At 72.0% G+C, this 24497-nt stretch carries 23 protein-coding genes; 12 read left to right on the forward strand and 11 right to left on the reverse strand.

Annotated elements, in window-relative coordinates; genetic code table 11:
• Window positions 1–19 precede the first annotated feature (19 nt).
• A complete protein-coding gene (locus DEI84_RS01875) occupies window positions 20–1240 on the forward strand; it encodes a LacI family DNA-binding transcriptional regulator (RefSeq protein ID WP_110889447.1) in 1221 nt (406 codons plus the stop codon).
• A 98-nt stretch (window positions 1241–1338) separates the two neighbouring features.
• Here the strand turns inward: DEI84_RS01875 and DEI84_RS01880 are convergent, their stop codons facing one another.
• On the reverse strand, window positions 1339–1596 hold the full coding sequence (locus DEI84_RS01880; protein WP_110889448.1) for a hypothetical protein: 258 nt from the start codon (window positions 1594–1596) through the stop codon (window positions 1339–1341).
• Between the two features lie 157 nt (window positions 1597–1753).
• Here DEI84_RS01880 and DEI84_RS01885 point away from each other — a divergent pair, with 157 nt between their 5' ends.
• Window positions 1754–2134 carry an ATP-dependent DNA ligase gene (locus tag DEI84_RS01885; RefSeq protein WP_181420301.1) on the forward strand — a complete coding sequence of 127 codons (381 nt, stop codon included), beginning with the start codon at window positions 1754–1756 and terminating at the stop codon, window positions 2132–2134.
• A 57-nt stretch (window positions 2135–2191) separates the two neighbouring features.
• On the opposite strand, the gene ctaD is transcribed toward DEI84_RS01885, so the two are convergent.
• Together ctaD and DEI84_RS01895 are read right to left on the reverse strand one after the other, a co-directional pair.
• Window positions 2192–3955 (reverse strand): cytochrome c oxidase subunit I, encoded by a 1764-nt coding sequence (gene ctaD, locus DEI84_RS01890; protein WP_110889449.1) that lies wholly within the window; start codon window positions 3953–3955, stop codon window positions 2192–2194.
• A 226-nt stretch (window positions 3956–4181) separates the two neighbouring features.
• On the reverse strand, window positions 4182–5315 hold the full coding sequence (locus DEI84_RS01895) for a glutamate--cysteine ligase (RefSeq protein ID WP_181420302.1): 1134 nt from the start codon (window positions 5313–5315) through the stop codon (window positions 4182–4184).
• 147 nt (window positions 5316–5462) lie between these two features.
• Here DEI84_RS01895 and DEI84_RS01900 point away from each other — a divergent pair, with 147 nt between their 5' ends.
• A complete protein-coding gene (locus DEI84_RS01900) occupies window positions 5463–6887 on the forward strand; it encodes a M20/M25/M40 family metallo-hydrolase (RefSeq protein WP_110889451.1) in 1425 nt (474 codons plus the stop codon).
• 63 nt (window positions 6888–6950) lie between these two features.
• Here the strand turns inward: DEI84_RS01900 and DEI84_RS01905 are convergent, their stop codons facing one another.
• The 5 genes from DEI84_RS01905 to DEI84_RS01925 form a co-directional block, all read right to left on the reverse strand.
• Window positions 6951–8285, reverse strand: coding sequence for an MATE family efflux transporter (locus tag DEI84_RS01905; RefSeq protein ID WP_258371657.1), 1335 nt, complete (start codon window positions 8283–8285; stop codon window positions 6951–6953).
• 95 nt (window positions 8286–8380) lie between these two features.
• A complete protein-coding gene (locus DEI84_RS01910) occupies window positions 8381–9532 on the reverse strand; it encodes a hypothetical protein (RefSeq protein WP_146236277.1) in 1152 nt (383 codons plus the stop codon).
• 230 nt (window positions 9533–9762) lie between these two features.
• A complete protein-coding gene (locus tag DEI84_RS01915; protein WP_181420303.1) occupies window positions 9763–11319 on the reverse strand; it encodes a family 20 glycosylhydrolase in 1557 nt (518 codons plus the stop codon).
• A gap of 301 nt (window positions 11320–11620) precedes the next feature.
• Window positions 11621–12250 carry an HAD family hydrolase gene (locus DEI84_RS01920; protein WP_146236278.1) on the reverse strand — a complete coding sequence of 210 codons (630 nt, stop codon included), beginning with the start codon at window positions 12248–12250 and terminating at the stop codon, window positions 11621–11623.
• A gap of 49 nt (window positions 12251–12299) precedes the next feature.
• Entirely contained in the window at window positions 12300–13652 is a 1353-nt protein-coding gene (locus DEI84_RS01925) for a uracil-xanthine permease family protein (RefSeq protein ID WP_110889455.1), read from the reverse strand.
• A gap of 114 nt (window positions 13653–13766) precedes the next feature.
• On the opposite strand from DEI84_RS01925, the gene DEI84_RS01930 reads away from it, so the two are divergent.
• The 3 genes from DEI84_RS01930 (at window position 13767) to DEI84_RS01940 (ending at window position 18268) form a co-directional block, all read left to right on the forward strand.
• Complete coding sequence (locus DEI84_RS01930) at window positions 13767–15233, forward strand: hypothetical protein (RefSeq protein WP_146236279.1); 1467 nt, start codon at window positions 13767–13769, stop codon at window positions 15231–15233.
• 75 nt (window positions 15234–15308) lie between these two features.
• Window positions 15309–17273, forward strand: a complete 1965-nt coding sequence (locus tag DEI84_RS01935; protein WP_110889457.1) for a M13 family metallopeptidase — start codon at window positions 15309–15311, stop codon at window positions 17271–17273.
• Window positions 17273–18268, forward strand: a complete 996-nt coding sequence (locus DEI84_RS01940; RefSeq protein WP_110825723.1) for a serine hydrolase — start codon at window positions 17273–17275, stop codon at window positions 18266–18268. Before DEI84_RS01935 ends, DEI84_RS01940 begins: the two co-directional genes overlap by 1 nt.
• Window positions 18269–18363: 95 nt before the next feature.
• Here the strand turns inward: DEI84_RS01940 and DEI84_RS01945 are convergent, their stop codons facing one another.
• Window positions 18364–18600, reverse strand: a complete 237-nt coding sequence (locus DEI84_RS01945; RefSeq protein ID WP_146236280.1) for a hypothetical protein — start codon at window positions 18598–18600, stop codon at window positions 18364–18366.
• A gap of 92 nt (window positions 18601–18692) precedes the next feature.
• Here DEI84_RS01945 and DEI84_RS01950 point away from each other — a divergent pair, with 92 nt between their 5' ends.
• Window positions 18693–18968, forward strand: a complete 276-nt coding sequence (locus DEI84_RS01950) for a hypothetical protein (RefSeq protein WP_110889459.1) — start codon at window positions 18693–18695, stop codon at window positions 18966–18968.
• A gap of 18 nt (window positions 18969–18986) precedes the next feature.
• Here the strand turns inward: DEI84_RS01950 and DEI84_RS01955 are convergent, their stop codons facing one another.
• Both DEI84_RS01955 and DEI84_RS01960 read right to left on the reverse strand, forming a co-directional pair.
• On the reverse strand, window positions 18987–19436 hold the full coding sequence (locus tag DEI84_RS01955) for an NUDIX domain-containing protein (protein ID WP_258371674.1): 450 nt from the start codon (window positions 19434–19436) through the stop codon (window positions 18987–18989).
• Window positions 19433–20737 carry a glutamyl-tRNA reductase gene (locus DEI84_RS01960; RefSeq protein WP_110889460.1) on the reverse strand — a complete coding sequence of 435 codons (1305 nt, stop codon included), beginning with the start codon at window positions 20735–20737 and terminating at the stop codon, window positions 19433–19435. The genes DEI84_RS01955 and DEI84_RS01960 overlap by 4 nt, the downstream gene beginning before the upstream one ends.
• A 74-nt stretch (window positions 20738–20811) precedes the next feature.
• On the opposite strand from DEI84_RS01960, the gene hemE reads away from it, so the two are divergent.
• The 5 genes from hemE (at window position 20812) to DEI84_RS01985 (ending at window position 24399) form a co-directional block, all read left to right on the forward strand.
• Complete coding sequence (gene hemE, locus DEI84_RS01965; RefSeq protein ID WP_110889461.1) at window positions 20812–21936, forward strand: uroporphyrinogen decarboxylase; 1125 nt, start codon at window positions 20812–20814, stop codon at window positions 21934–21936.
• Complete coding sequence (locus tag DEI84_RS01970) at window positions 21933–23285, forward strand: NAD(P)/FAD-dependent oxidoreductase (protein WP_220032854.1); 1353 nt, start codon at window positions 21933–21935, stop codon at window positions 23283–23285. The genes hemE and DEI84_RS01970 overlap by 4 nt, the downstream gene beginning before the upstream one ends.
• A 115-nt stretch (window positions 23286–23400) precedes the next feature.
• The gene (locus tag DEI84_RS01975; RefSeq protein WP_110825717.1) at window positions 23401–23667 is read left to right on the forward strand and encodes a hypothetical protein; all 267 of its coding nucleotides are present in this window, start codon (window positions 23401–23403) and stop codon (window positions 23665–23667) included.
• Window positions 23664–24122: a phage holin family protein gene (locus DEI84_RS01980; protein ID WP_110889462.1), complete on the forward strand. Its 459-nt coding sequence runs from the start codon at window positions 23664–23666 to the stop codon at window positions 24120–24122. Before DEI84_RS01975 ends, DEI84_RS01980 begins: the two co-directional genes overlap by 4 nt.
• Window positions 24123–24156: 34 nt before the next feature.
• Window positions 24157–24399 (forward strand): DUF3618 domain-containing protein, encoded by a 243-nt coding sequence (locus DEI84_RS01985; protein ID WP_181419485.1) that lies wholly within the window; start codon window positions 24157–24159, stop codon window positions 24397–24399.
• Window positions 24400–24497: the final 98 nt, after the last annotated feature.

A 24497-nucleotide genomic window follows, 5' to 3' on the forward strand; every position in this document is an offset into this window, starting at 1 on the left:
GCCGATACGCTAACGAGCGATGGACGACACGGCAAGTGACCCCGGCGCGTCGGGCCCCCGCCCGGGCGTCGACCGCACCGACGGTCCGGATGACGCCCCCACGGCCGACGCTGCCCGGAGACCCGACGCTGCGGGCGCACCCCGGGCCTCCCGGTCCGGTCGCCCCACGCGCCCGACGCTCGCCGCCGTCGCCCGTGCGGCCGGCGTCGCGCCGTCCACCGCCTCCCTCGCCTTCAGCGGTACCGGCCCGGTGTCCGAGGACACCCGCCAGCGCATCCTCGCCGTCGCCGCCGAGCTCGGCTACGACGGACCAGACCCACGCGCCCGCTCCCTCCGGCGTGGGCGGTCCGGCGTGATCGGCGTCGTGCTCGACGACCGTCTGAGCGACGCGTTCCGCGACCCCGTGAACGTCCTCACCCTGGACGGCATCGCCGAGGTCGCCGGAGCCGCGGGGGTGTCGCTGCTCCTCGTCCGGAGCCCGCTCGACGACGAGCGCGGCATGGCACCGCTCGTCGACGCCCCGATGGACGCCGTCATCCTCATCGGGTGCAACGTCCGGATCGACCCGGCGGTCGCCGTCCTCCGGCGACGCTCGATCCCCGTCGTCGCGATCGAGGCGGACGCCATCGAGGGCGCCGTCCCCGTGCACCTCGACAACCGCGACGCGTCCCGACGGGCTGCCGCGTTCCTCCACGACCTCGGCCACCGGCAGGTCACCGTCGTGACCCTGCCCCTCGACAGCGCCCGGGAGCGCGGTCCCGTCAGCGCCGAGCGGGAGCGCGCATCGTCCGCGTTCACCACGACCGAGCGACTCCGCGGCGTCCGGGACGTCTACCCGGACGCACCGGCGATCGCGTCGGCGGGCAGCTCGGTCGAGGAGGGCCGCATCGCCGGAGCGGCGCTATTCACCCCCGGCGTCGAGCCCCCCACCGCGGTCGTCGCACAGAGCGACCTGCTCGCGGTCGGAGTGATCTCGGCCGCGCTCGACGCCGGACTCCGCGTCCCCGAGGACGTCAGCGTCGTGGGCTTCGACGGCATCCACGTGGACGACAGCCTGCTCTACCGATCCCCGATCCGGCAGTTGACGACGCTCGTGCAGCCGTTCGTGCCGAAGGGCGAAGCGGCAGCCCGCGCCGCACTCGCCATGCTCGAGGGGGAGTCGCCCGAGCCGGCGTCGTTCCGGTCCGAGCTGCGGATCGGCGACACGACGGGACCGCCGAGCGGGCGACCGCGCGACTGACGGCGTGGACCGCGTCTCGTCCGTCGGTGGGCGGACGGGCGAGCGGCCCTCGGCCGTGCGCGTGCGTCCGCTCGCGCCCGCGCCGCGGGTCACCGCGACTACCCGTTGAACGCCTCGAAGTCCGGGACGTCGAACGGGTTGTCGAGGTCGCCGTCGTCGCGGTCCTCGTCGGGGACGTCCTCGACCTCGAACGTGATCGCCACGCCGGGGGTCACGACCACGTCGAGTGCCCGGTTCCCGTAGAGGGTCACCGTCACGACGTCGGCGCCGGCACGATCCGCCGCCACCACGGCTGCTTCCAGCGCGTGCAGGTCCTGGCCCTGCGCGAGCGCGTGCGACGTGCCGTCGACGGTCATCGTGATCCGGCGCAAGGGGTTCCCGTCTGTCGACCGTGCCCGAGTAGGCTGCGGCTACCGGCCATCCAAGCAACACGGCCCAGGAGCCATTCCCAGCTACCGGGTGGTTCGAGCAGCGGCGGCTCCCGTCATCACCCGGTGGCCTGGCGAGGTCGGCATGGGATCCATCAGCTACGACAGTCTGGTCGTCGTCGTGGACGACCGCACGCTCACCCATCTCCAGATCGTCATCGTCAACAAGCTGCGTCGGGGCGAGGCGTTCCTGATGTCGTGGAAGGACGCCGCGGACGTGGGGTCCGGGCGGAGTTCGATCTGGCTGCACCCGAACGTCCTCGTGCACTTCAAGTTCGACGGCAGTCGTGTCCCGGCGATCAACGAGCGGTGGTTGCGGGAACTCGCCGCTTCCGCTTCGAGTTCCCGGGGGCTGGTCGTCACGCGCGAGGACGGCGACGTGACGGACCTCCGTCCCAAGCCCGGTCCGCCACGCCGCACGACGGCACTCGCCGCCACCGCACCGGGCGACGAGACGGCGCCGTAGCGGGACCACCGCCCGCACAGCGCGGCGGTCCCGGAGGGAGCGGAGTGGGATCCGTGGTCAGAACTGCTGGCCCGTGCCCGACGCGTTCCGGGTCCTGCCGCTCGCCTGGTCGTGCGTGGCTGCGTCCGGGGCGTCCATCGCCGGACCGACGCCGACGGGAACGCCTGCCTCGGGGTGGTTGAGGTCGAAGGCCGGGGACTCCGAGCGGATACGAGGGACCGCGGTGAAGTTGTGCCGAGGCGGCGGGCAGGAGGTGGCCCACTCGAGCGAGCGGCCGTAGCCCCATGGGTCGTTGACCCGCACGCGCTGTCCGTGGCGCATCGTCTGCACGATGTTGAGGAAGAACGGCAGCATCGAGGCGGCGGTGAGGAACGCACCGACCGTCGAGACCTGGTGCAGCCAGGTGAACCCGTCGCTCGGCAGGTAGCTCGCGTACCGGCGCGGCATGCCGATCACGCCCAACCAGTGCTGGATGAGGAAGGTCATGTGGAACCCGATGAACAGCATCCAGAAGTGGATCTTCCCGAGACGCTCGCCGAGCATCTTGCCGGTCAGCTTCGGCCACCAGAAGGTGAAGCCGGAGAACATTGCGAACACGACGGTGCCGAAGACGACGTAGTGGAAGTGGGCGACGACGAAGTAGGAGTCGTGGACGTGGAAGTCCAGTGGGGGTGATGCGAGGATCACGCCGGTTAACCCGCCGAAGGTGAACGTGATGAGGAACCCGATTGCCCAGAGAATCGGTGTCTCGAAGGTAACCGAACCTTGCCACATGGTGCCGACCCAGTTGAAGATCTTCACTCCGGTGGGAACGGCGATGAGCATGGTGAGGAGCGAGAACCACGGCAGCAGCACACTGCCGGTGGCGAACATGTGGTGCGCCCAGACGGTGATGGACAGTCCGGCGATCGAGATCGTGGCGTAGACGAGGGTCTTGTACCCGAAGATCGGCTTGCGGCTGAAGACCGGGAAGACCTCGGAGACGATGCCGAAGAACGGCAGTGCGATGACGTAGACCTCGGGGTGGCCGAAGAACCAGAAGAGGTGCTGCCAGAGCAAGGGGCCGCCGTTGGCCGGGTTGTAGATCTGCGCGTCGAAGGCGCGGTCGAGGAGGAGCCCGAACAACGCCGCTGCGAGCACGGGGAACGCCATCAGCACGAGGATCGACGTGATGAGCACGTTCCACGTGAAGATCGGCATCCGGAACATCGTCATGCCGGGAGCGCGCATCGTGATGGCCGTCGTGATGAAGTTCACCGCACCGAGGATGGTGCTGAACCCGGTCATGCTCAGGCCGGCGACCCAGAGGGTGCTGCCGAGTCCGGGCTCGAAGGTGGTGTCGGACAACGGCGCGTACGCCGTCCAGCCGAAGGACGCCGAGCCCGCCGGCGTGAGGAAGCCGCCCATCGCGATGGCGCTGCCGAACGCGTACATCCAGTAGGACAGGGCGTTGAGTCGGGGGAAGGCGACGTCCGGTGCGCCGATCTGCAGCGGCATGATCGCGTTCGCGAAGCCCGCGAACAGTGGTGTCGCGAACAGCAGCAGCATGACCGTGCCGTGCATGGTCATGAGCTGGTTGTACTGCTCACGGGTGTCGATGACGTCGAGTCCGGGTGTCGCGAGCTCGGTGCGCATGACCACGGCCATCAGCCCGGCGACGCAGAAGTAGCCGAACGCCGTCACCAGGTACAGGTTGCCGATCGTCTTGTGGTCCGTCGACGTGTGCCAGTTGACGGCACGGATGCCGGTGCGCAGCGGACGACGTCCGAGGAGTTCGTCGGGTTCCTCGCCGAGGGCCGGCGGTGTCGTCGTCTGCGTCATGGGGATCCTCCGTCGATCGGTGGCTGCGTCGACGATCCGGCGGCAGTGGGGCCACTCTCGCCGTCATGTCCGCGGTTGCACAGGGGCACTGGTGGACGTGCCGCGTGATGCGGACTCCGGAGCGGCCTCCAGGGCGGAACCCGCGGGATCCGGCTCGGACCTGCTCCGGGCATGACGGGACGGGACGCGAGCGGTCGCGGCTCCCGGACGACGCACGCTGCGGTCGTCACCGTAGGGTCCGCACGGCGGTCTCCGGGAGGGTCGACGGGGTCGGCTCCGCGCCTGCGGCTCGGACGGCGACCTGCCCGAGGTCCCCGGACGTGGCGTGGACGGCGCGCTGACGGGTCGCCCCGTTGCCCGAGACGAAGGCCTCGTGGACGGCGTGCTCGACGAGCTGGTCGTCGCCGTTCGCCGTCAGGGCGGGTCGGAGGTGCTCGAGCAGCATCAGGACCACCTCGTGCGCGGGGAGCGGCCGGTTGGTGAGCGGTTCGACGAGGTGGCCGTCGAGTCCCTCGATCGCGGCCCGCCAGTTCGCGAGCCGGATGATGCAGGCAGGCGTGGCGGCAGGCGGCTTCCCGGCGTGCCACTCGTCGACCGCGGTGTCGACGAGCGCCCGCACGAGCCCGGCCACGGCGACCGTCATCGTCGGGTCGAGCGGTACGTCCGTCACTCGCACCTCGACGGTCGGGTGGTTGCGGGACAGTCGGGCGTCGAAGTAGAGCATCGCGGGGTCGAGGAGGGCTCCGGTCCCGTTGATCGCGGCGGTGAGCCCCCGGTACCCGGCCACCGTCTCGTACCGTTCCGCTGGTCCGGCGGTCGGCCACTGGTTCCACGTCACCGACCGGAAGCTGGCGTGACCGGTGTCCTCACCCGCGTGGAACGGCGAGTTCGCGGTCAGGGCGATGAGGATCGGCAGCCAGGTCCGGATGCGGTCGAGGACCGCGACGCCCTCGTGGTCGGACTCGACGGCCACGTGGACGTGCAGTCCGCAGGTGAGACTGTGCCGGGGCACCGCGCCGAACCGCTGCACCATGCGTTCGTACCGGTCGGAGGAACGCAGGTGGGGGACGGTGGGCAGCGGTGAACTGGCGAGCGGCGCCGCGAGGGCACCGTGCTCGCCGGCGAGCCGCATCGCGAGGGCACGGTTGTCGAGGACCTGCCGGCCGAGCGTCGCCAGCGTCGAGTGGGGACGTGTGATGACCTCGAGCATCTCCAGCTGCATCTCACCGGCGAACTCCGCGCCGTCGAGCGGCAGCCGCTCCGCCCGGGCACGTTCGAGCACGAGGTCCGCGATCGGGACCGGGGCTCCGGTGGTCCCGTCCACGAGGAGCAGTTCTTCTTCGACGCCGATGGTCCGCATGCCCTCAGCCAAGGCGTCCGACACCGTGTCCCCTCCCCGTTCCCGCGTTCGGTGGCCCATGTCCGCCGTGCGAGCCGTCTGTGACGCCTCGGCCCCTGACGGGGGGACCGTGTGCGAGGAACACCCTCGACGTCAGGACCGAACACCATGGACTCCACGCCCTCCCTGCCCCTGCCCGGACCGTCCGACCCCTCGGGTGTCGGTCGCTTCCTGGCCGACAACCGCGAGGAGGTGCTCGGCCAGCTCGAGCACTGGGTGCGGATCCCGTCGGTGGCGTCCCAGCCCGAGCGCTCCATCGACGTGGAGCGATCCGCCCGGTGGCTCGCAGCGGCCATGCGCGAGGTCGGGCTCACCACGGACATCCTCTGGGCGGGCCCGTCACCCACCGTGGTCGGCGAGTGGATCGTCGATCCGGCGAAGCCGACGGTCCTGGTCTACAGCCACCACGACGTCCGGCACGCCAAGCCGGAGGAGTGGGCCGAGACGGAGCCGTTCCAGCCGGTGCTGCGCGACGGGCGGTTGTACGGGCGGGGTGCCTCCGACGCGAAGGGACAGGTGATCGCGCACCTCTGGGGTCTCCGCGCGCACCTCGCCGGACGGGGCGACGCCGGTCCGGCGGTGAACCTGAAGTACGTCGTCGAGGGCGAGGAGGAACTCGGATCGACGCACTTCGCGTCGCTGCTCGACCAGGAACACGAGCGCCTGTCGTGCGACGTCGTCGTCTTCTCGGACACCCTGCAGTGGAAGGACGGGGACCCGGCGGTCGTGACCTCGATGCGTGGGATGACCGGTGCGACCCTGACCGTGACCGGGCCCCTGCGCGACGTGCACAGCGGAGCCGCGTCAGGACCCACACCGAACCCGGTCCACGCACTCGTCACCGTGCTGGCCGCGTTGCACGACGACGACGGACGCATCGCGCTGCCCGGTTTCTACGACGACGTGGAGGAACTCACCGACGAGCGCCGGGAGCAGCTCGGCGACCTGTCGTTCGACACCGACGTGTGGCTCGAGCGCACCGAGACCCGGAGCGTCACCGGTGAGTCCGGTCACACGGTCGAGGAACGTCTCTGGGCACGACCGGCCATCGAGGTGCTGACCCTGCTCGCGGGCGACCCGACCGGGTTCCCCCGGGCGGTGATCCCCCGCGAGGCAACGGCGGAGATCAGCATCCGCACCGTCCCCGGACAGCACGTCGCGGCCGTCGCCGACCAACTCCGCCGCTTCGTCGGATCGACGATGCCCGACGGGGTCGAGTACGAGCTGACCATCCCGGAGGAGTCCGGCCAGGACCCCTACGTGACCCCGGACGGGCCGGCACTGGAGGCACTCGTCCGCGCCATGGAACGAGGGCACGGTGGTGGGACCGCCGGACGCATGGGGAACGCGGGCGGCGGTCCGGCGGAGCTCCTCGGGCGCACCTTCGACGCACCGGTCCTCTTCATCGGCACCGGCCTGCCCGAGGACCACTGGCACTCGAGCGACGAGAGCATCGACGTCGGGATGCTGCTCGACGGCGCCGCGTCGATCGGACACCTCTTGGAGGGGCTCGCAGCCATCGAGCGGGACTGAGAGTCCCGACCTCGCGGGCACCGGCGTGTCGACCGGTCGGCCCGCAGCCGGCGGACCGCGTCGTCACCGTGCCAGAGCCGCCGCGATCCACCCCGGCCGGTGCGCCCGGACCCCGAGCGTCACCGCCCGCACGCCGATGTACCCGAACGAGAACACCGCCCACAGCGCCGCCAGCCCGTCCCCGAGCCACCACAGCAGCGGCAGGTACACGACCAGGTTCACGACGCCCGCGAGCGCCAGGTAGCGGGCGTCACCCGCACCGATGAGCACCCCGTCGAGCACGAACACGTAGCCGGCGACCGGCAGCCCGACCGCGATGAGGACGAGCACGAGGGGGAGGGCCGCCCGGACGTCGGCGGAGTCGGAGAAGACCGGCCCGAGCACGCCGCTGGCAGCGGCCGTCAGCACCCCGAGCAGGACGCCGCCGACGATCCCGAGCACCACGAGCCTCCCGGTCACCAGGCGGACGCGCCCGGCGTCCCGCGCCCCGAGGGCGTGCCCGACCAGCGCCTGTCCGGCGATCGCGAGCGCGTCGAGTGCGAACGCGAGCGTGCTGAACACCGTCAGCCCGATCTGGGTCGTCGCGAGACCGATCGTGCCGAGGCCGGCCGCGGTGGCGATCGTCGCGAGCATCGCGACCCGCAACGACGCGGTCCGGAGGAACAACCACGCGCCGGACCGCAGCACCCGTACGACCCCGGAGGCGCCGGGCCGGAGCGGTGCGCCCGATGCCCGGGCGGCGCGGACGGCGATGCCGACGTACACCGCGGCCATCGCCCACTGCACGACGACCGTGCCCGCGGCCGACCCCTCCACGCCCCAGCCGAACCCGTAGATGAGGAGCGCGTTGAGCAGACCGTTCGCGACGAAGCCGACGCTCGCGACGACGAGGGGGGTGCGGGTGTCCTGCAGTCCGCGGAACAGCCCGGTCGAGGCCGTGACGACCAGGATGCCGGGCAACCCGATCAGCGAGACGGTGAGGTACGCCGTGGCGGCCGCGGAGACCCCGGGCGTCGCCCCGAACAGGTCGACGAGCGGCCCGGCGAGCGGCCAGCCGACGAGCGCGAGCACCACCCCCAGCGCGAGCGCCAGCCACATACCGTCGATGCCAGCGTGCACGGCGCCGCGGCGGTCACCGGAGCCGAGCGCCCGGGCCACGGCCGGCGTGGTGGCGTAGGCGAGGAAGACCAGGAGGCCCGTCACCGTCTGCAGGACCGCGCTCGCCACCCCGACGGCGGCGAGTGGTGCCGCGCCCAGGTGCCCGACGAGTGCGGTGTCGGTCAGCAGGAAGAGCGGTTCGACGACGAGCGCGCCGAGTGCGGGCAGCGCGAGCCGGACGATGTCGCGGTCGACGGCTCGACGCACGTGGCGGGGGTCGGTGTCGGACGCGGAGGGCACCAGGACATCCTGCCGTCGCTCCGGCCGGGCTGGTGACCCCGCCGCTCCGGGCCGAGGGCCACCCCTCCAGTGGGACGACTCTCGTCGAGGACCTGTCAGCGCGCGGTCGCTGCTGACGCTGTGACACCGGCGCGGTGGGCGTCCGGCTCAGCCGGGCAGGAGATCCGGGTGAGGACGGCGTCGCCCTCGAAACTCTCGACGCCGCCCGCCCAGACGGTGAGGGGGACGTCCTCGTGGAGCTCGACGGGGATCACGAGGTCGTGCGGGTTCCCGGTGGCGCCGTAGCCGTCGTACACGGCGAACTGCACGTCGGCTCGCGCGCAGTCGCGGCCGGGGATGACGTCGAAGCCGACGCAACCGAGGTCCCAGCACCCTTCGGGCTGGGCCTCGTGGTCCAGGGTGGGGAACCAGGTCGCGACGTGGTCGTCGATCTCCGGTCGCGGTCGGCACCCGGCGGCGTCGATGCTGCTCCACGACTCCGCACCGACCGAGGCGATGAACGCCGGTGTCCCCGGTCGGACACGCACCGATCGCTCTTCGGTGCGAGCGATCGGCCCGGTCTCGGTGTCGGCGAAGCTGATCGTCACTTCGAGGTCGCACTCGACGGCAGCGACGACGCCCCACGCCAGACAGTCGGAGTCGCCCATGGCCGCTCCGCAGAGTGCCCACCAGGCGTCCTCGTCCTCGACCTGCCCGATGCGCACGGCACCGCCCTCGACGGCGAACGGCGGGACGGGGAAGCCGCGGGCGCCGCGGGTCGCGGCGACGGTCGGTGTCGGTGTCGGTGACGGTGTGGGCTCGTCCACGACGGCGGGGCGTGCTGCCGTGGACTGTGCGGGGACGGGCGCCGGGAGGCCCTGAGCACCGATCCCCACCACGAGCGCCAGGACCGAGAGGGTCGCGCTGAGCACCAGCGCGATCCGCCGCGCGCTGCTCACGGCGGCGACGGAGACCGTCGGGTGGCCGACCAGCGGCCGGGTCCGGAGGTCGTCCTGGGCGCGGATCGCCCGTGCGGTGTCGACGGCGAGGTTCCACCACCGGACCGACGACACGGTGAACAGCGCGCCACCGCCCAGGACCGGGACCACGGCGAGCACGCCGACGATCCCCGTCCCGGGCACGGACAGGACGACACCGACCACGACGAGCCCGAGTCCGACCCACCGCAACGTCTCGTACTGCCACCGGTAGGCCGGCATCATCGCACGCACGACGTGGACGGAGGTTCTCAGCGCCGGGCGACTCACGCGGCGAGGCTAGTGAATGCGCCGTCGCCGCTGCAGGCCCCTGTTCGGGTCGGACCGACGGCCGCGAGCATCTGGCGTGCTCGCTTCTTCGTCAGTCCCTCCGGTCCGGACCCGCACGCGACCGGCGGAGCCTCGTCGGCGAGAACGACCCGTCCACCGGCTCCCTGCACGAGTCGTCGAGGGGTCGCTCGGTGACGGGTCCTCCTACCGATGGTGGCGGCTGGTGGCGATCACGAGGTCGCCTTGTCGATCATGGCGAGCACGTGCGGCGTACTCCATCGCAGGAGGTCATTGGAGGGCGAGTCCTCGAGGTCCTCTCCCCAGATCGCGACCGCCGCGCCCGCCATCGGAGCAGCGAGGAGCGCACCCGATTCGCCGTCCCACGTCCGCAGTGACCAGTTCTCGCGGAGATCGGTGGCCATGTACTCGCTGTCGGCCTCGTCGAGGTCGCTCGGCACCTCGTAGAGGTAGTACGAGTTGTAGTTGAGCAACTCGACCCCTGCCGCGTACAGGTCGTTCGCACCCGCTCGTCGCTGTCGGCGTTCGCGGCGCTCCGCAGCGTCCTCCGTGTCGCCGTCGAAGCTCCAGTACGTCACGTGGATGCGCGGATCCAGTCGGTTCACCGCAGCCCGGTCGATGCCGTCGTTCCAGGCCCAGACCTCACGGTCGCCGAGAGCGGCCGCCATCGCGTTCAGCCACCCGACCCGTTCGTCTGCGGTGACGCCACCTCCCCATTCATCACCGCCGATGTGGACGGTGCGGCTGGAGGGGAAGGTCCGCGTCACCTCCGCTACGAGCTCGGTTGCCAGCGCGAGGCTCCCGGGTGCCGACGTGTCGAGCTCACTCTCACCCGAACGGATGCGATCGACCCACTCCTTGCCGTGTCGCGCCTCGAGGAGGGCGAACGCGGCTGCCATGTGGCCGGGAGTGTCGACCTCGGGCACGATCGCGATGCCTCGCTGGGCGGAGTACGCGGCGATCTTCCGCGCCTGTGCGGCGCTCAGGAACGGACGGCCGGTCACGCGGCTCGTGTAGACGCCGTCGTGGAGATCGGCGTTCGCGGGGGTCTGGCCGAGGACGTCGCTCTCGATCCCGACGTTCTGGTCGTCGGTGAGGTGCAGGTGCAGGAAACGGCCGCCATTGTCGGCCAGCAGGTCGACGTACCGCTTGATCAGCGCCACCGGGTAGTAGGCGCGAGCGACGTCGAGCATCACACCCGGTTCGGGACGTGCGCGGGACGCGGGTCTGCTCGTGACGGTCGTGGCAGACGTGCGGCATCGCTGTACGGAGTAGACCCCGGTGCAGCCGAGGACCCTGTACTTGCCGGCTTCCGCGCGGAGGGGTGACCTGTGGATCGCGCGGACCGTGGTGCTCGCGCCCGCGGCGAGCGGCTTCACGGTCACGTGGCCGAGCGTGTACTTCTTGCTGCCGACGGACAGGTAGAGCCAGGCGTGGGCAGCCGGCTTCCGCACCGAGCTGGTGTTCTTGACCGTCAGGGTGGTCCGCACGGCCGTGCCGGTGGAGGTGACGGTGTTGGTCGCGGTGACCTTGGTGACCGTCGCTGCCGAGGCGTTCGACTCGATGGCGACTGCCTGCACAGCAGGGGCGTCGGGCGTCGCGCCCTCCGCCGGTCCCGCGGTCGCACCGATCCCGACCAGGGCTCCTGCCGACATCGCGATGGTCAGACCGACGGCGGTGATCCAGCCGACGCGTTCACGCGGACGCACTTCCGGCATCGGGGACGGGTTCGGTTCCTGACGCATCGCGACGTTCTTCCCCTCGACCATGCGGAACGTCCACCGCGCTACCGGGCCGGCTCGGATGGACCGGATGGCGCAGATCGTACCGGAACCGCTGGGGCCGCACTCCGAGCACCCGGTACTCGACGCGTGGCCTTTTGTGGCAGTCGCGGCGAGTGGCGACGGAGAGCTCGCGGAACTCCGGATGAGGCAGGTCCGAGCGAGTGGCGCGACGCCGTGGCGCGCCTCGTCCTGAGCCTCGACGCCGGGTAGCGGACGCGGAATCTCACCGCACCTCGCGGGAACGGTGCGCTGCCTGGTGCACTGCGGCGCTCGGACAGCCAGCTGCCTACTGCGACGGTTCCCGCCACCATGTGGCACGAGGCAAGCGTTCGAACGTGGCGGGATCAGCACCCACGAAGACGGTCTCGGCGCACGCCTCGGCGACGGGCAGATCATGCACCGAGTCCGTGAAGAACCGTGCTCCAGCGAGCGGGATGCCCGCCGCCCGGAGCGTCGCGTGCTTCTGTGCGCCGACGTTGTGGAGCCCGAATCGCAGACCCTCCGGGGTCGACTCGAGTTCCGACCCGAGCACACGGACGTCGTCGATCCCCATCGCCTCGACGAGTGCGCGCACGAGCCCTGCCTCGCTCGCCGTCGTGACGACTGCCCTGCCCGAAGCCGCTTCCGTCCGGAGCTCGGTGACGAACGCAGCCCGGAGCCAGTGAGAGGCGATGAACCGCGACACCACCCGTCGGACCAGTTCGTCGTACGTCCGGCGGTCGAGGCCGACGAGAGCAGCCTCGACGAGCGCTGCGTCCGCTCGCTGACGGGCGCGCGAATCTCGGGCGACCACGCGACGCACGAGTGACGGCACGGCCGCGACGAGCCGGCGCGGGTCACTCAGCAGGCGGAGCCGACACACGTAGGCCATCGTGTCGCGGCTGGTGATCACTCCGTCGAAGTCGAAGACGACCACACCGACGGTACGCACGGTCGTCTGTCGGGCCGACGACCGGGACGGCCGGTCAGCCCTTCCGGTGTCCGTCGATCCGCGGCTCGACGGAGGTGCCACCCGTCGCGGCCCGCTCGGCCTCGGTCGCGTCCGGGGTCACCGGATCGGTGCCCCGGGCCCGGCCCACCAGGTCCATGAGGTGGTAGACGACGATCGCGGCGATGGTGCCGATGATGATCCCGCCGAAGGTCGCGCCGCCGAACGAGAACGTGAAGTCCGCGATGCCCATGATGAGCGCGATGCCAGCGGTGAGCTGGTTCTTCGGCTTGGCGAAGTCGACCCGGTTCTCGACCCAGATGCGGATGCCGATCACGCCGATGAGTCCGTACAGCGCGGTGGTGGCGCCACCGAGCACGCCGGCCGGCACCGTCGAGATGACTGCACCGATCTTCGGCGACAGCCCGAGCAGCACCGCCGCGATCGCCGCGACCCAGTACGCCGCGGTGGAGAACACCCGCGTCGCCGCCATGACCCCGATGTTCTCGCCGTAGGTCGTCGTGGCCGAACCGCCGCCGACGCCGGCGAGCACGGTCGAGACCCCGTCGGCGAGCAACGCGCGCCCGGTCAGCGGGGTCAGGTCACGTCCGGTCAGTTGCCCGACGCCCTTCACGTGGCCGACGTTCTCGGCGACCAGGGCGAGCACGACGGGCAGGAAGCCGAGGTAGACGGCGGTCTGGGACAGGTCGAAGGCCGGAGCCGTGAAGGTCGGCAGTCCGACCCAGGCGGCGTCCTGCACGGCGCCGAGGTCCACCTCGCCGGCGACGAGTGCGACGAGGTAGCCCACGACGACACCGACGACGATCGACAGGCGACCGACGAGCCCCTTGAACAGCACGGTGCAGAGGACGATCGCGGCGAGCGTGACCGCGGCGATCACGGGCGCCTCCACGAAGTTGTCGCGGGCGGCCGGCGCGAGGTTGAACCCGATCAGCGCGACGATGGCGCCGGAGACCACCGGCGGCATGAGACGGTCGATCCAGCCGGCGCCGGCCAGGTGCACGATCAGTCCGACCACCGCGAGCAGCGCCCCGACGACGATGATCCCGGACAGTGCGAGCGGGATGCCGCCGATCTTCGTCGCGGCCCCGATCGGCGCGAGGAACGCGAACGACGAGCCGAGGTAGCTCGGGAGCCGGTTGCCGGTGATGAGGAGGAACAGGATCGTGCCGATGCCGCTGAACAGCAGGGTCGTCGACGGGGGGAAGCCGGTGATGAGCGGCACGAGGAAGGTGGCGCCGAACATGGCGACCACGTGTTGCACGCCGAGGCCGACCGTCCGGCCCCAGGTGAGTCGTTCGTCCGGCGCCACGATCGCCGAGGCGGACACGGTGCGGCCGTCGCCGTGCAGCTTCCAAGGGAGTCCCATGCGATGACCGTAGCGGGCGCACGGGCGTCCGTGGGTCCGCAACCCGCCCTGTGGAGAACCGTGACGGACGGCCGGAATGCTGGATATGGTGTGTGGGACACCACGAGGAGCACCATGCGAACCACCAGCCACGTCCTTGTCCCCGTCCTCGCCGCACTCGCGGTCGGCGCAATGACGGCCGCGCCCGTGCTCGTCGCCGACCCCGCCCTGGCCGCGGGTGTCGACCGGCACGCGACGGAGACCTCGCGGTCGCCGGCGTCCGACCCGCCTGCCCCCGTCGACTTCACCGCCGGGGTGCGGTCGATCGCACACGGCACCGGCGTCGTCACCGTCACCGGCACCGTTCCCACAGGCGAGAGCGTCCAGGTCGCCGGGGACGTCGTCGAGCCCGTCTGGACCGAAGGGGACGCGGACGGTCGCTGGACGGCGCGGGTCCGGGTGCATCCGGGCGACCACGTCATCCGAGCCACGTCCCAGGTGTCCGGGCAGTCGATCGACATCCCGGTCCGGATGCTCGTGCTGCTGCCCCCGGACATGACCGCGACCGTCGACGGCATCGGACGGACCATCACGCTCGACGGCTCGGGCCATCCCGGAGCGCACCTCGTCGTCCGGGACCGCGGGACGGAGCGCGCCGAGACCGACGTCGCCGACGACGGCACCTGGCACGTCGTGCTGCGTGGTCTCGCCTTCGGTCGCCACCACGTGGAGGTCGGCCAGTACTTCGACGGCACCCTGAACGGCGGGGTCGACGACGTCTACGAGCTCTCGGGCACCCCGACCGTCGAGCACGCGACGGCTTCCCGGCAGACGGAGCACCTCGTCCTGGACGGACGTGCTCCCGCCGGCAGCACGCTGACCTTCGCGGACCGCCGGGGTCCGGTCACGGGAGCGGACGGCGAGCCCGTGGTCGTCGACGTCGGGGACGACACGTCGTGGCGGGCGGAGCTCCCGATCCCCGACGACGTCCGTCTGCACGTGGTCTCGGTCATCGCCTCCGACGGAGGGGACGAGATCGGTCGGACGGACGCGCACGTCACGATCCCGTCCGTGCTCACCGGCGCGGTCGAGCGACTCGACGACGGCCGCCTCCGGTTCAGCGGCACGGGAGAGGTCGGCGGCACGGTGACGCTCGAGGACGAGGCCGGGAAGACCCTCACCGCCGCGGACGGCGAACCGCTCCGCACCACGATCGGTCGGTCCTGGGAACTCGTCGTCCCGCGCGACGCCCTGCCCGCCGCTGCCGTCGTCGCACAGCAGCGCGTGCAGGACGTCGAGCAGGGCGCCCTCCGGCTCGTGCTCCCCGGCGCACCGGGACGCCCCGGTCCGGGCACCGGGAGCGCCGGGAGCGACGGTGGCACTCCGACGGGAGGCGGCGTCACCAGCGGGGAGGAGGCCCGTCATCCGGCCGCGGCCCGCCTCCGGACCGCGGGCGCGCGTGCTGCCGCTGCCGGACGACTCGCCTACACCGGTGCGGACGTCGTGCGCCCGGCCGTCGCGTCCCTCGTCCTGCTCGTGCTCGGAGCCGGCACCCTCCCGCTCGCCCGGGTCGTGCGCCGGCGTGCGACTCCCCGTCGGTGAGGGGCTGACGACGTGGACAGGTCGGTGAGCGAGCACCGGGTGGCGGAGGAGGGACCGGTGGCTATCGTGGAGCCCATGACCGACGTCGCAGGCACCACCGGAATCCGCACCGACGAACTCGACGAGTCGGTGCGACCGCAGGACGACCTCTACCGGCACGTCAACGGCAGGTGGATCGCCGACACCCCGATCCCGGACGACAAGGCCCGCTACGGGTCCTTCACCGTCCTGGCGGAAGAGGCCGAGGCCGCCGTCCGGACGATCATCGAGCGCGCGCAGACGGCTGAGCCGGGCACCGAGCAGCGGAAGGTGGGCGACCTGTTCACGTCCTTCACGGACGAGGTCGCCCTCGAGTCCGCGGGCTCCGGGCCGATCGAGCCGCTCCTGGCCGACATCGCCGCGATCGAGGACAAGAACGACGTGCTCCGCATGGTCGGTCGCTTCGAGCGGCTCGGGCTGCCGAGCTTCATCCAGCTCTTCGTCGACAACGACCCGGGCGACCCGGACGCCTACATCGTCTTCCTCGAGCAGTCCGGCCTCGGTCTGCCCGACGAGTCGTACTACCGCGAGGACCGGTTCGCCGACATCCGTGAGAAGTACCGCGAGTTCGTCGGGTCGATGTTCCCCCTGGCCGGCTACGACGAGAGCGGCGACCGCACCGAGCACGTGATCGCCCTCGAGACGGCCATCGCGTCGGCACACTGGGACAACGTCGCCACCCGCGACAGCCAGAAGACCTACAACAAGATGCCGTGGGACGAGGTCTCGGCGCTCGCCGAGGGCGTCGACCTCCGCATCTGGTGGGACGCCATCGCCGCACCGGCGGGTGCGTTCGACACGGTCGTGGTCCGGCAGCCCTCGTTCATCACCGGCCTCGCACAGCTCTTCCGCGAGCAGCCGCTGCCCGTCTGGAAGGACTGGCTCTGCTGGCAGGTGATCCGGGCCTCCGCCCCGTACCTGACCAGCGCGTTCTCCGCGACCAGCTTCTCGTTCTACGGCACAGCCCTGACGGGTGCGCCGAAGCAGCGTGACCGCTGGAAGCGCGGAGTCTCCCTGGTCGAGGGCGCGATGGGTGAAGCCGTCGGACGGATCTACGTCGAGGAGCACTTCGACGAGACCTCCAAGGCGACGATGGACGACCTCGTCGCGAACCTGGTCGAGGCCTACCGGCAGAGCATCACCGGGCTCGAGTGGATGACCGACGAGACCCGTGCCCGCGCGCTGGACAAGCTCGAGAAGTTCACGCCGAAGATCGGCTACCCCGTGAAGTGGCGCGACTACAGCGCCCTGCCCATCCGGGCGGACGACCTGCTCGCCAACGTCCGCGCGATCGCGTCGTTCCAGGTCGACCGCGAGCTCGGCAAGATCGGGAAGCCGATCGACCGCGACGAGTGGTTCATGACCCCGCAGACGATCAACGCCTACTACAACCCGGGCTTCAACGAGATCGTGTTCCCCGCGGCGATCCTGCAGTTCCCGTTCTTCGAGGCGACTCGCGACGCCGCCGCGAACTACGGAGCGATCGGCGCCGTCATCGGGCACGAGATCGGCCACGGCTTCGACGACCAGGGTTCGCAGTACGACGGCGACGGCCGCCTGCAGAACTGGTGGACCGAGGCCGACCGCCAGGCGTTCGAGGAGCGCACGAAGGCCCTCATCGCGCAGTACGACGCCCTCGTCCCGACCGAGGTGCCGGACGGCCACGTCAACGGCGCCCTCACCATCGGTGAGAACATCGGCGACCTCGGCGGCCTCTCGATCGCGTGGAAGGCGTACCTGATCTCGCTGGACGGTGCCGAGCCCCCCGTGATCGACGGCCTGACGGGTGCCGAGCGGTTCTTCCTGAGCTGGGCGCAGGCCTGGCGCATGGCGATCCGCACCGAGGAGGCCGCACGCCTGCTCAGCATCGACCCGCATTCGCCGAACGAGTTCCGCTGCAACCAGATCGTGCGCAACATCGACGTGTTCTACGACACCTTCGCCGTCTCCGACAGTGACGCGATGTACCTGGCTCCGGCCGAGCGCGTCGCCATCTGGTGATGGTGGAGCCGGACGCGCCGAACTCGTCGCGCCGGCGCCGCCCGGGACGCCCCTCCGACGACGGCACCACCGCAGGGAGCGGGGGTGCCGCTCGGTCCGGCGGTGGCCGCGCCGGTGGTGGCGGTCGCAGCCGCGGCAAGCACCGGGGAGGTGCGGACGAGCGCTTCACGGCGACGACCGAAGCGCTCGGCGCGATCGCCGTCGACGGCGCCGGGGTGAGCGCGTCGATCATCGACACGTCCACCGGTCGGGCGCTGCTCGCGATCGACGACCGCCTCGTGCAACCGGTGGCGAGCCTCGGACGGGTGCTGCTCCTCATCGAGGTCGCCGCGCAACTCGAGGACGGTCGCCTGCACGGTGACCGCCTCCAGCGGATGGCCCGCGACACCGCGACCGGCGCGGGCCTGTGGCAGTTCCTGCAGGAACCGACCATGCAGGTGTCGGACCTGGCGACCCTGGTCGGCGCCACCGCCGACGCCTGGGCGACGAACGCGCTGCTCACCACGGTCGGGATGGACGCCGTGCGGTCCCGCGCGGAGTCGCTCGGCATCGAACGGACGGCCCTGATCGACCGGGTGCGCGACCGGCGCGGCCCCGACGACGCCCCCGACGTGTCCGTCGCCGCCGCGGGTGAACTGAGCTGGCTGTTCCGGGGCCTCGCGCTCGGTGAGGTCGTCGACGAGGCGGTGTCGAACCGGGTGCTCGGCTGGTTGTCGCTCGCCGCCGACCTGTCGCTCGTCGCGGGGTCCTTCGGGCTCGACCCGCTCGCGCACCGGGCCCTCGACCACGGCCTGCAGTCCGTCGCCGTCACCGGTTCCGGACCCGGCGTCCGCGCGGAGGCCGGGGTCCTCCGTGGGCCGGCGTCGTCGGTCTGCTACGCGGTCACGATCCGGTTCGAGGACGACTCGCTGCAGCGCCGCCTCGCGGTCGTCGACGCCCTGCGCACCATGGGGACCGAGGTGCTCGAGGTCGTGCACGCCCCCGCCGAGCGCTGACCCCGAACCGGCCGCGCCGAGCGCTGACCCGGAACCGGCCGCGCCGAGCGCTGACCGGACCGGCCGCTCCCAGCGCTGACCCGGACCGGCCGCACTCAGGCCGTGCTCCCGCCCCGCTGCCGGTCGTGGGCCTCACGCATCTTCGCCCCGGCCATCACCCGCGTGACGCGGCCGTCGGCCTCGCGCGTCAGGCCGTGCCACTCCCCGACGATGCCGCACACGACGGGGATGCTCACCACGGCGAAGCGCACCCGTTCGGGCATGGAGTCGGGTTCGAGCGGCGTGGGCACGAGGTGCACGAGCCCGAAGACGGCAGGGCTCCCGTGGCGCACGTCCTCCCAGGAGCACACCGCCGCACAGCGACATCGGGCAGGATCGGCAGCGTGCACGTCGACGACGACGTGCCGGACGGAAGGACAGACCCATGGCAGCAGGCAAGCACGAGGCAGCACGCGGCGACGAGGACCGCGCGGACGGCGTGGACGAGCGCGCCGGCGAGTTCGTGGACAGCGAGATCCCCGGCGAGCACCGCGTCGCCGATGACGAACCGGTCGGTGAGTTCGTGTCGAGCGACATCCCCGGCGAACGGCGTCCGGAGTCCGAGGGTGAGCGCGGCGAGTACGTCGAGTCGGACATCCCCGGCGACGTCGAGCCCGGCGGCCCGGAGACGGCCGGCGAGTACACCGACCGCGACCAGTAGCGGCGAGGCGGGCCGACCTCAGTCGACGAGGTCGGCCTGCGTGAGCAGGCGCAGCGTCTCGACCCCGGCGGGCGGGCACCGCCCGGCGTCCTCGGAGGTGACCCACTCCACCTCGTCGACCTCTGCGGAGGCGAGGGGCGTGGCGGTGTCGAGCGCGCCTCCCGGCCGGGCCAGGAACAGCGTCATCGCGACGATCGTCCCCGGTGCCTGCCCGTGCGCCGGCTCGGTCACGGTCGCGAACTCGTCGACGTCGGCGGGCGTGAGCCGCAGCCCGGTCTCCTCGAACGCCTCGCGGACCGCGGCGTCCACGCTGCTCTCGCCGGGCTCGACCTTGCCGCCGGGCAGGTAGAGGACGTCGCGCCCGCGGGCGCGCACCATGAGCACGCGACGGTCGCGGACGAGCAGGAGGGCGCTGACCCGCAGCAGCGGGGCGGCGGCCGGGAGGCCCGGATCGTCCGACCCGGTCAGCTCGCGTCCGCCTCGTCGTCGCGCACACGCGCGGCCCGGTCGGCGAGGGGCACGACGGCGGACGGCACGTCCGCGACGGGCTCGGGGCGCACCCCGAAGAGTGCGTCGAGCGCGCCGGTGAAGTCGTCGCCCCGACCGGCACGGCCGAGTTCGCGGGCCCGGACCGAGGGGCGGTGCAGGAGCACGCCGACCAGGTGCCGGAGTGCTCGCTCGGTCTGCTCGGCGGACTCGGGGGTGGTGTCGCCGCGCCGCTTCACGCGGTCGATCTCGTCGTCCAGGATGTCGAACACGTGCTTGCGGAGGGCGACGAGGGCGGGGGTGGTCGACTGCTCGAGGGCCTGGGCGCGGAAACGGGACACGGCGTCGTCGACGATCGCGCGTGCTTCGGTCTCGGCGTTCAGCTCGGCGATCGGGGCGTGGATGCTGATCGTCTCGAGGTCGAGCAGTTCGACGCCCTCGACGTCGGCGGCGTCCGGGTGCACGTTGCGGGGGAGGCCGAGGTCGATCACGATGCGGCGGGCCCCGTCGTCGAGGTCGCACGCCTCCACGACCGGGACCTCGCTCGACGTGCAGGTGATGACGACGTCGCTCGTGCCGATCGCGCTGCGCAGGTCGGTGGCGGCGACGAGGTCGTGCTTGGCGGCGAACCACGGCGCGCGGCCGGACGGCGAGAAGACCTGGATGTGCTGGGCCCCGCGGTCACGGAGGGCGGCGATGGTGGTGGCGGCGTAGCTGCCGGTCCCGACCAGGAGCACGCGCGTCGCGGCCCAGTCGGTGATCCGCGAGGACGCGAGCTCGAGCCCGAGGCGGACGAGCGACCGGCCGGCGGCGCCGATCCGGGTGCGGGTCTTGACGCCGCGGGAGGTGTGCGCGGCCTCCTGGAAGAGCCGTTCGAGGTCCGAGGTGGTGGTGCCGTTCCGGCGCGCGTCCTCGAGGGCCCGGCGGACCTGTCCGGAGATCTCGGTCTCGCCGACGACGACGGACTCGAGCCCGCTCGACACGGCGAAGAGGTGCTGCACGACGTCTCCGCCGCCGAGCACCTGCACGGCGTCGAGGACCTCGTCGGCCTGCAGCTCGCTCGCTGCCGAGACGGCCTCGACGGTGGCGCGGACGGCTGCGCCGTCGTCGCCCGCGATGTCGAGGTAGGCCTCGAACCGGTTGCACGTGGCGAGGACCACGGCGCCGTCGAGGACGTCCGAGTCCGTGACGAGGTGGCTGGCGGCCGCGGGTGCTCCGATGCTCAGACGCTCCAGGAGGTCGAAGCTGGCGTTGCGATGCGACGCCGTGAGACAGATGAGCACGTGTTCAATGGTAACCCCGGTGCCCCGAGCACCGGGTCGGGGAGCCGTCCTGTTCGCGGTGCGAGAATCATCCGGTGACCGACGCGCTCCCGACCACCCATCCGCTCGCCGACGGCCGCACCACGGGCTCGCGGCTCGTCCGTGCCCTCCGTGGGGACCGGCCGGAGACGCTGCCGGTGTGGTTCATGCGGCAGGCCGGCCGGTCGTTGCCGGAGTACCGGGAGCTCCGCGTCGGGACGGCGATGCTCGACGCGTGCCTCGACCCGGCCCTCGCGTCCGAGATCACCCTGCAGCCGGTCCGTCGGCACGGAGTCGACGCCGGCATCTTCTTCAGCGACATCGTCGTGCCGATCAAGCTCGCGGGCGTGGACGTCGAGATCGTCCCCGGTCGTGGTCCGGTCCTCGGGTCACCCGTCCGGACGGCGGCGGACGTGGACGCCCTGCGTCCGCTCGAGGCGGAGGCCCTGGCCCCGATCACCGAGGCGGTCGCCCGGACGGTCGCCGAGCTCGGCAGCACGCCGCTCATCGGCTTCGCGGGCGCGCCCTTCACACTGGCCGCGTACCTGGTCGAGGGCGGCCCGTCGAAGGACCACATCCGGGCCCGCACGATGATGCACGCCGAGCCGGAGACCTGGGCACGGCTGCTCGACTGGGCCGCCGACGTGTCGGGGGCGTTCCTCCGTGCCCAGGTGCTCGCCGGTGCCTCGGCCGCGCAGCTCTTCGACTCGTGGGTCGGGTCGCTGTCCCGCGCGGACTACGTCTCCCGGGTCGCTCCGCACTCGGCGCGGGCGCTGTCCCACGTGACCGACCTCGGCGTCCCGCGCATCCACTTCGGCGTCGGCAGCGGCGAGGTCCTGGCCGACATGGCGACCGTCGGCGGCTCCGTCGGTGCCGTGGACGCGGTCGGCGTGGACTGGCGGCTGCCCCTCGACGAGGCCGTGCAGCGCGTCGGCGGCGACGTGACCGTGCAGGGCAACATCGACCCGGCGATGCTCTCGGCCCCGTGGCCGGTCCTCGAGGCGCACGTCCGCGACGTCGTCCGCCGCGGTGGCGTGGCCCGTGCGCACGTCGTGAACCTTGGCCACGGCGTCCCGCCCGAGACCGACCCGACCGTGCTGACCCGCGTCGTCGAGCTCGTGCACGCACTGGGCGACGGCACCGACGTCGGGACCGACGGGACCGACCGGGTCGAGTCGTGACCGACGTCGTCGTGGTCGGCGGCGGGGTCGCCGGGCTCGTCGCCGCGCGTGACCTGGCGAAGGGCGGCGCCCACGTGGTGCTGCTCGAGGCCTCGGGCGTGCTCGGCGGGATGATCCGACGGCACACGGTCGCGGGCCTCGACCTGGACATGGCGGCGGACTCGTTCGCGACCCGGACGGATGCCGTGTCCTCGCTCGCGGTCGAACTCGGTCTCGGCAACGACATCGTCTCCCCGGACCCGAGGGGTGCGTGGCTGATGACCCGCGACGGGCGGACCGCGCCGATCCCGTCGACCGGCCTGCTCGGGATCCCGGGCACCCCGATGGCCGCGGACGTCATCGCGGTCGTCGGTGGTGCCGGCGCCCTCCGCGCACAGATGGACGCGCTGCTGCCCTCGCCGGTGGGCGCACGGGCGACGTCGCTCGGCGCGATGGTCCGGAGCCGGATGGGCGCGAAGGTCCTCGACGACCTGGTCGTCCCGGTCGTGGCCGGCGTGCACTCGACGCACCCCGACGACCTCGACCCGGACCGCGTGGCGCCCGGGCTCCGTGCCGCCCTGCAGCGCGAGGGGTCGTTGGCCCGTGCGGTGCTCGCCCTCCGGAAACGTGCCGTCGCCGGGTCCGCCGTGCAGGGGCTCCGAGGCGGCATCGCGCGGCTCGTCGACGAGCTCGTCGCCGACCTCGACACGTACCGCGTCGACGTGCGGCTGCACACGCGGGCCACCTCCGTCGGACGAGCGGCCGTCGAGACCGTGTCGGCGGACGGCACGACCGAGCGGCTGGCGGCGGACCACGTCCTCGCGACGGTCGCCGACCCGGCCCGGACGGCGGCTCCGCGTCGGTCCGGCATCGAGCTCGTCACCCTGGTCGTGGACCGGCCCGAGTTGGACACGGCTCCGCGCGGCACCGGCATGCTCGTGCACCCGGCAGCGACCGGCGTCGCCGCGAAGGCGCTCACGCACGCGACGGTCAAGTGGCCCTGGCTGGCGGAGCGGGCGGCCGGGAGGCACGTGCTGCGGCTCAGCTACGCCCTGCCCCCGGCAGGCGCGGACCAGGCGACCGGCGCTGCCGGCGCGACGGACGCGGACGAGGTGGCCACGAGCCTCCCGGTCGACCCCGCCGGTGCGGTGAGCGCACGGGCGACGACGGACGCGACCGCGCTGCTCGGCCTGCCCGTCGGTCCGGAGCACGTGGTCGGCGCGGCCCGCGTCCGCTGGCACGGACCGGACGCCGAGGCCGCCGGGCTGGCGGAGGGCGTGGTCGGGATCGGTGAGGCGTCCTCCGGACGGGGCCTGTCCGGCATCGTCACCGCTGCCCAGGCGGCTGCTGAGCGCATCCTGGATTCCTGAGCGGACCGCGGACCCTCCGAGGGCTACTGTTGGGGGAACCGTCGGACACATGCCGATCGGTGCATGACCACGCACGGTGCCTTCACAGCACACTGACCCAACGGAGGAATCGCTCATGCGAGGAAAGCTCCTGTTCGTCGCCGGCGCAGCACTCGGGTACGTCCTGGGATCGCGAGCCGGACGGGCGCGGTACGAGCAGATCAAGACCGTCAGCGGCAAGATCTGGAACAGCAACGGCGTCCAGAAGAGCGTGAACCAGGTCGAGGACTTCGTGTCCGACCGCACCCCCGACGTCGCCGACTTCATCGGTGAGCAGACCAAGAAGGTCGTCCGCAAGGTGAGCTCGAAGGCGTCGTCCGGCAAGGGCTCGCAGATCTCATGACCGACACACGCGACCGGAAGTCGCGGTCGCTGTTCGGCCTCGTGAAGGACGTCCCCGACCTCGTCAAGGACCTGGTCAAGGGGGAGATCGCCCTCCTCAAGGCCGAGATGATCGGCAAGGCGAAGGTCTTCGCGGTTGCCGCGGGCATCCTCGTCGCCGCGCTGGTGATCGTGCTGTACGCGATCGGCGTGCTCCTCACCGCAGCGGTGATGGGCCTCGCCACGGTGATGCCCGCGTGGCTCGCCGCGCTGCTGCTCGCCGTCCTCATGCTGATCGTCGCGGCGATCCTCGGGCTCATCGGGTGGAAGCGGCTCAAGAAGGGCCTGCCGGTCACGCCGAAGCGCACCATCGCGAGCGTCAAGAACGACGTCAACGCGGTGAAGGGCCTCGGCCGGAAGCCCACCCCCGAGACGCTCCGTGCGTCACGGAAGCCGGACGTCGACGGCCGGTTCTGACGCCCGTCATCCCCACGACTCCCTCGGAGGACCAGTGACCGACCCCCAGCACGACGACCAGTCGAAGATCGCCGACCGCGTCGCTGCGACCCGTGCCCAGCTCTTCGACACCCTCGACGCGATCGAAGACAAGCTGAACGTGCCGAAGCAGCTCGGCATCGCCGCGTCGAAGGTCAAGCGTGGCGTCGACGCGAACCCGGTGCCGTACCTGGCCGGGCTCGCAGCGGGAGTGGCAGTGGTCGGGGGTATCGTCGTAGCGGTGCTCCGACGGCGGTGATCCACACGCGGCGAGCCTTCGCGAGCCGCAGTGGACGATCGTCCCGGACACCCGCTCGGCGAAGGGGGCCGGCGAACCACACCCCCGGCGAACGTGGA

The sequence above is a fragment of the Curtobacterium sp. MCBD17_023 genome, assembly GCF_003224415.1.
GTDB lineage: Bacteria > Actinomycetota > Actinomycetes > Actinomycetales > Microbacteriaceae > Curtobacterium.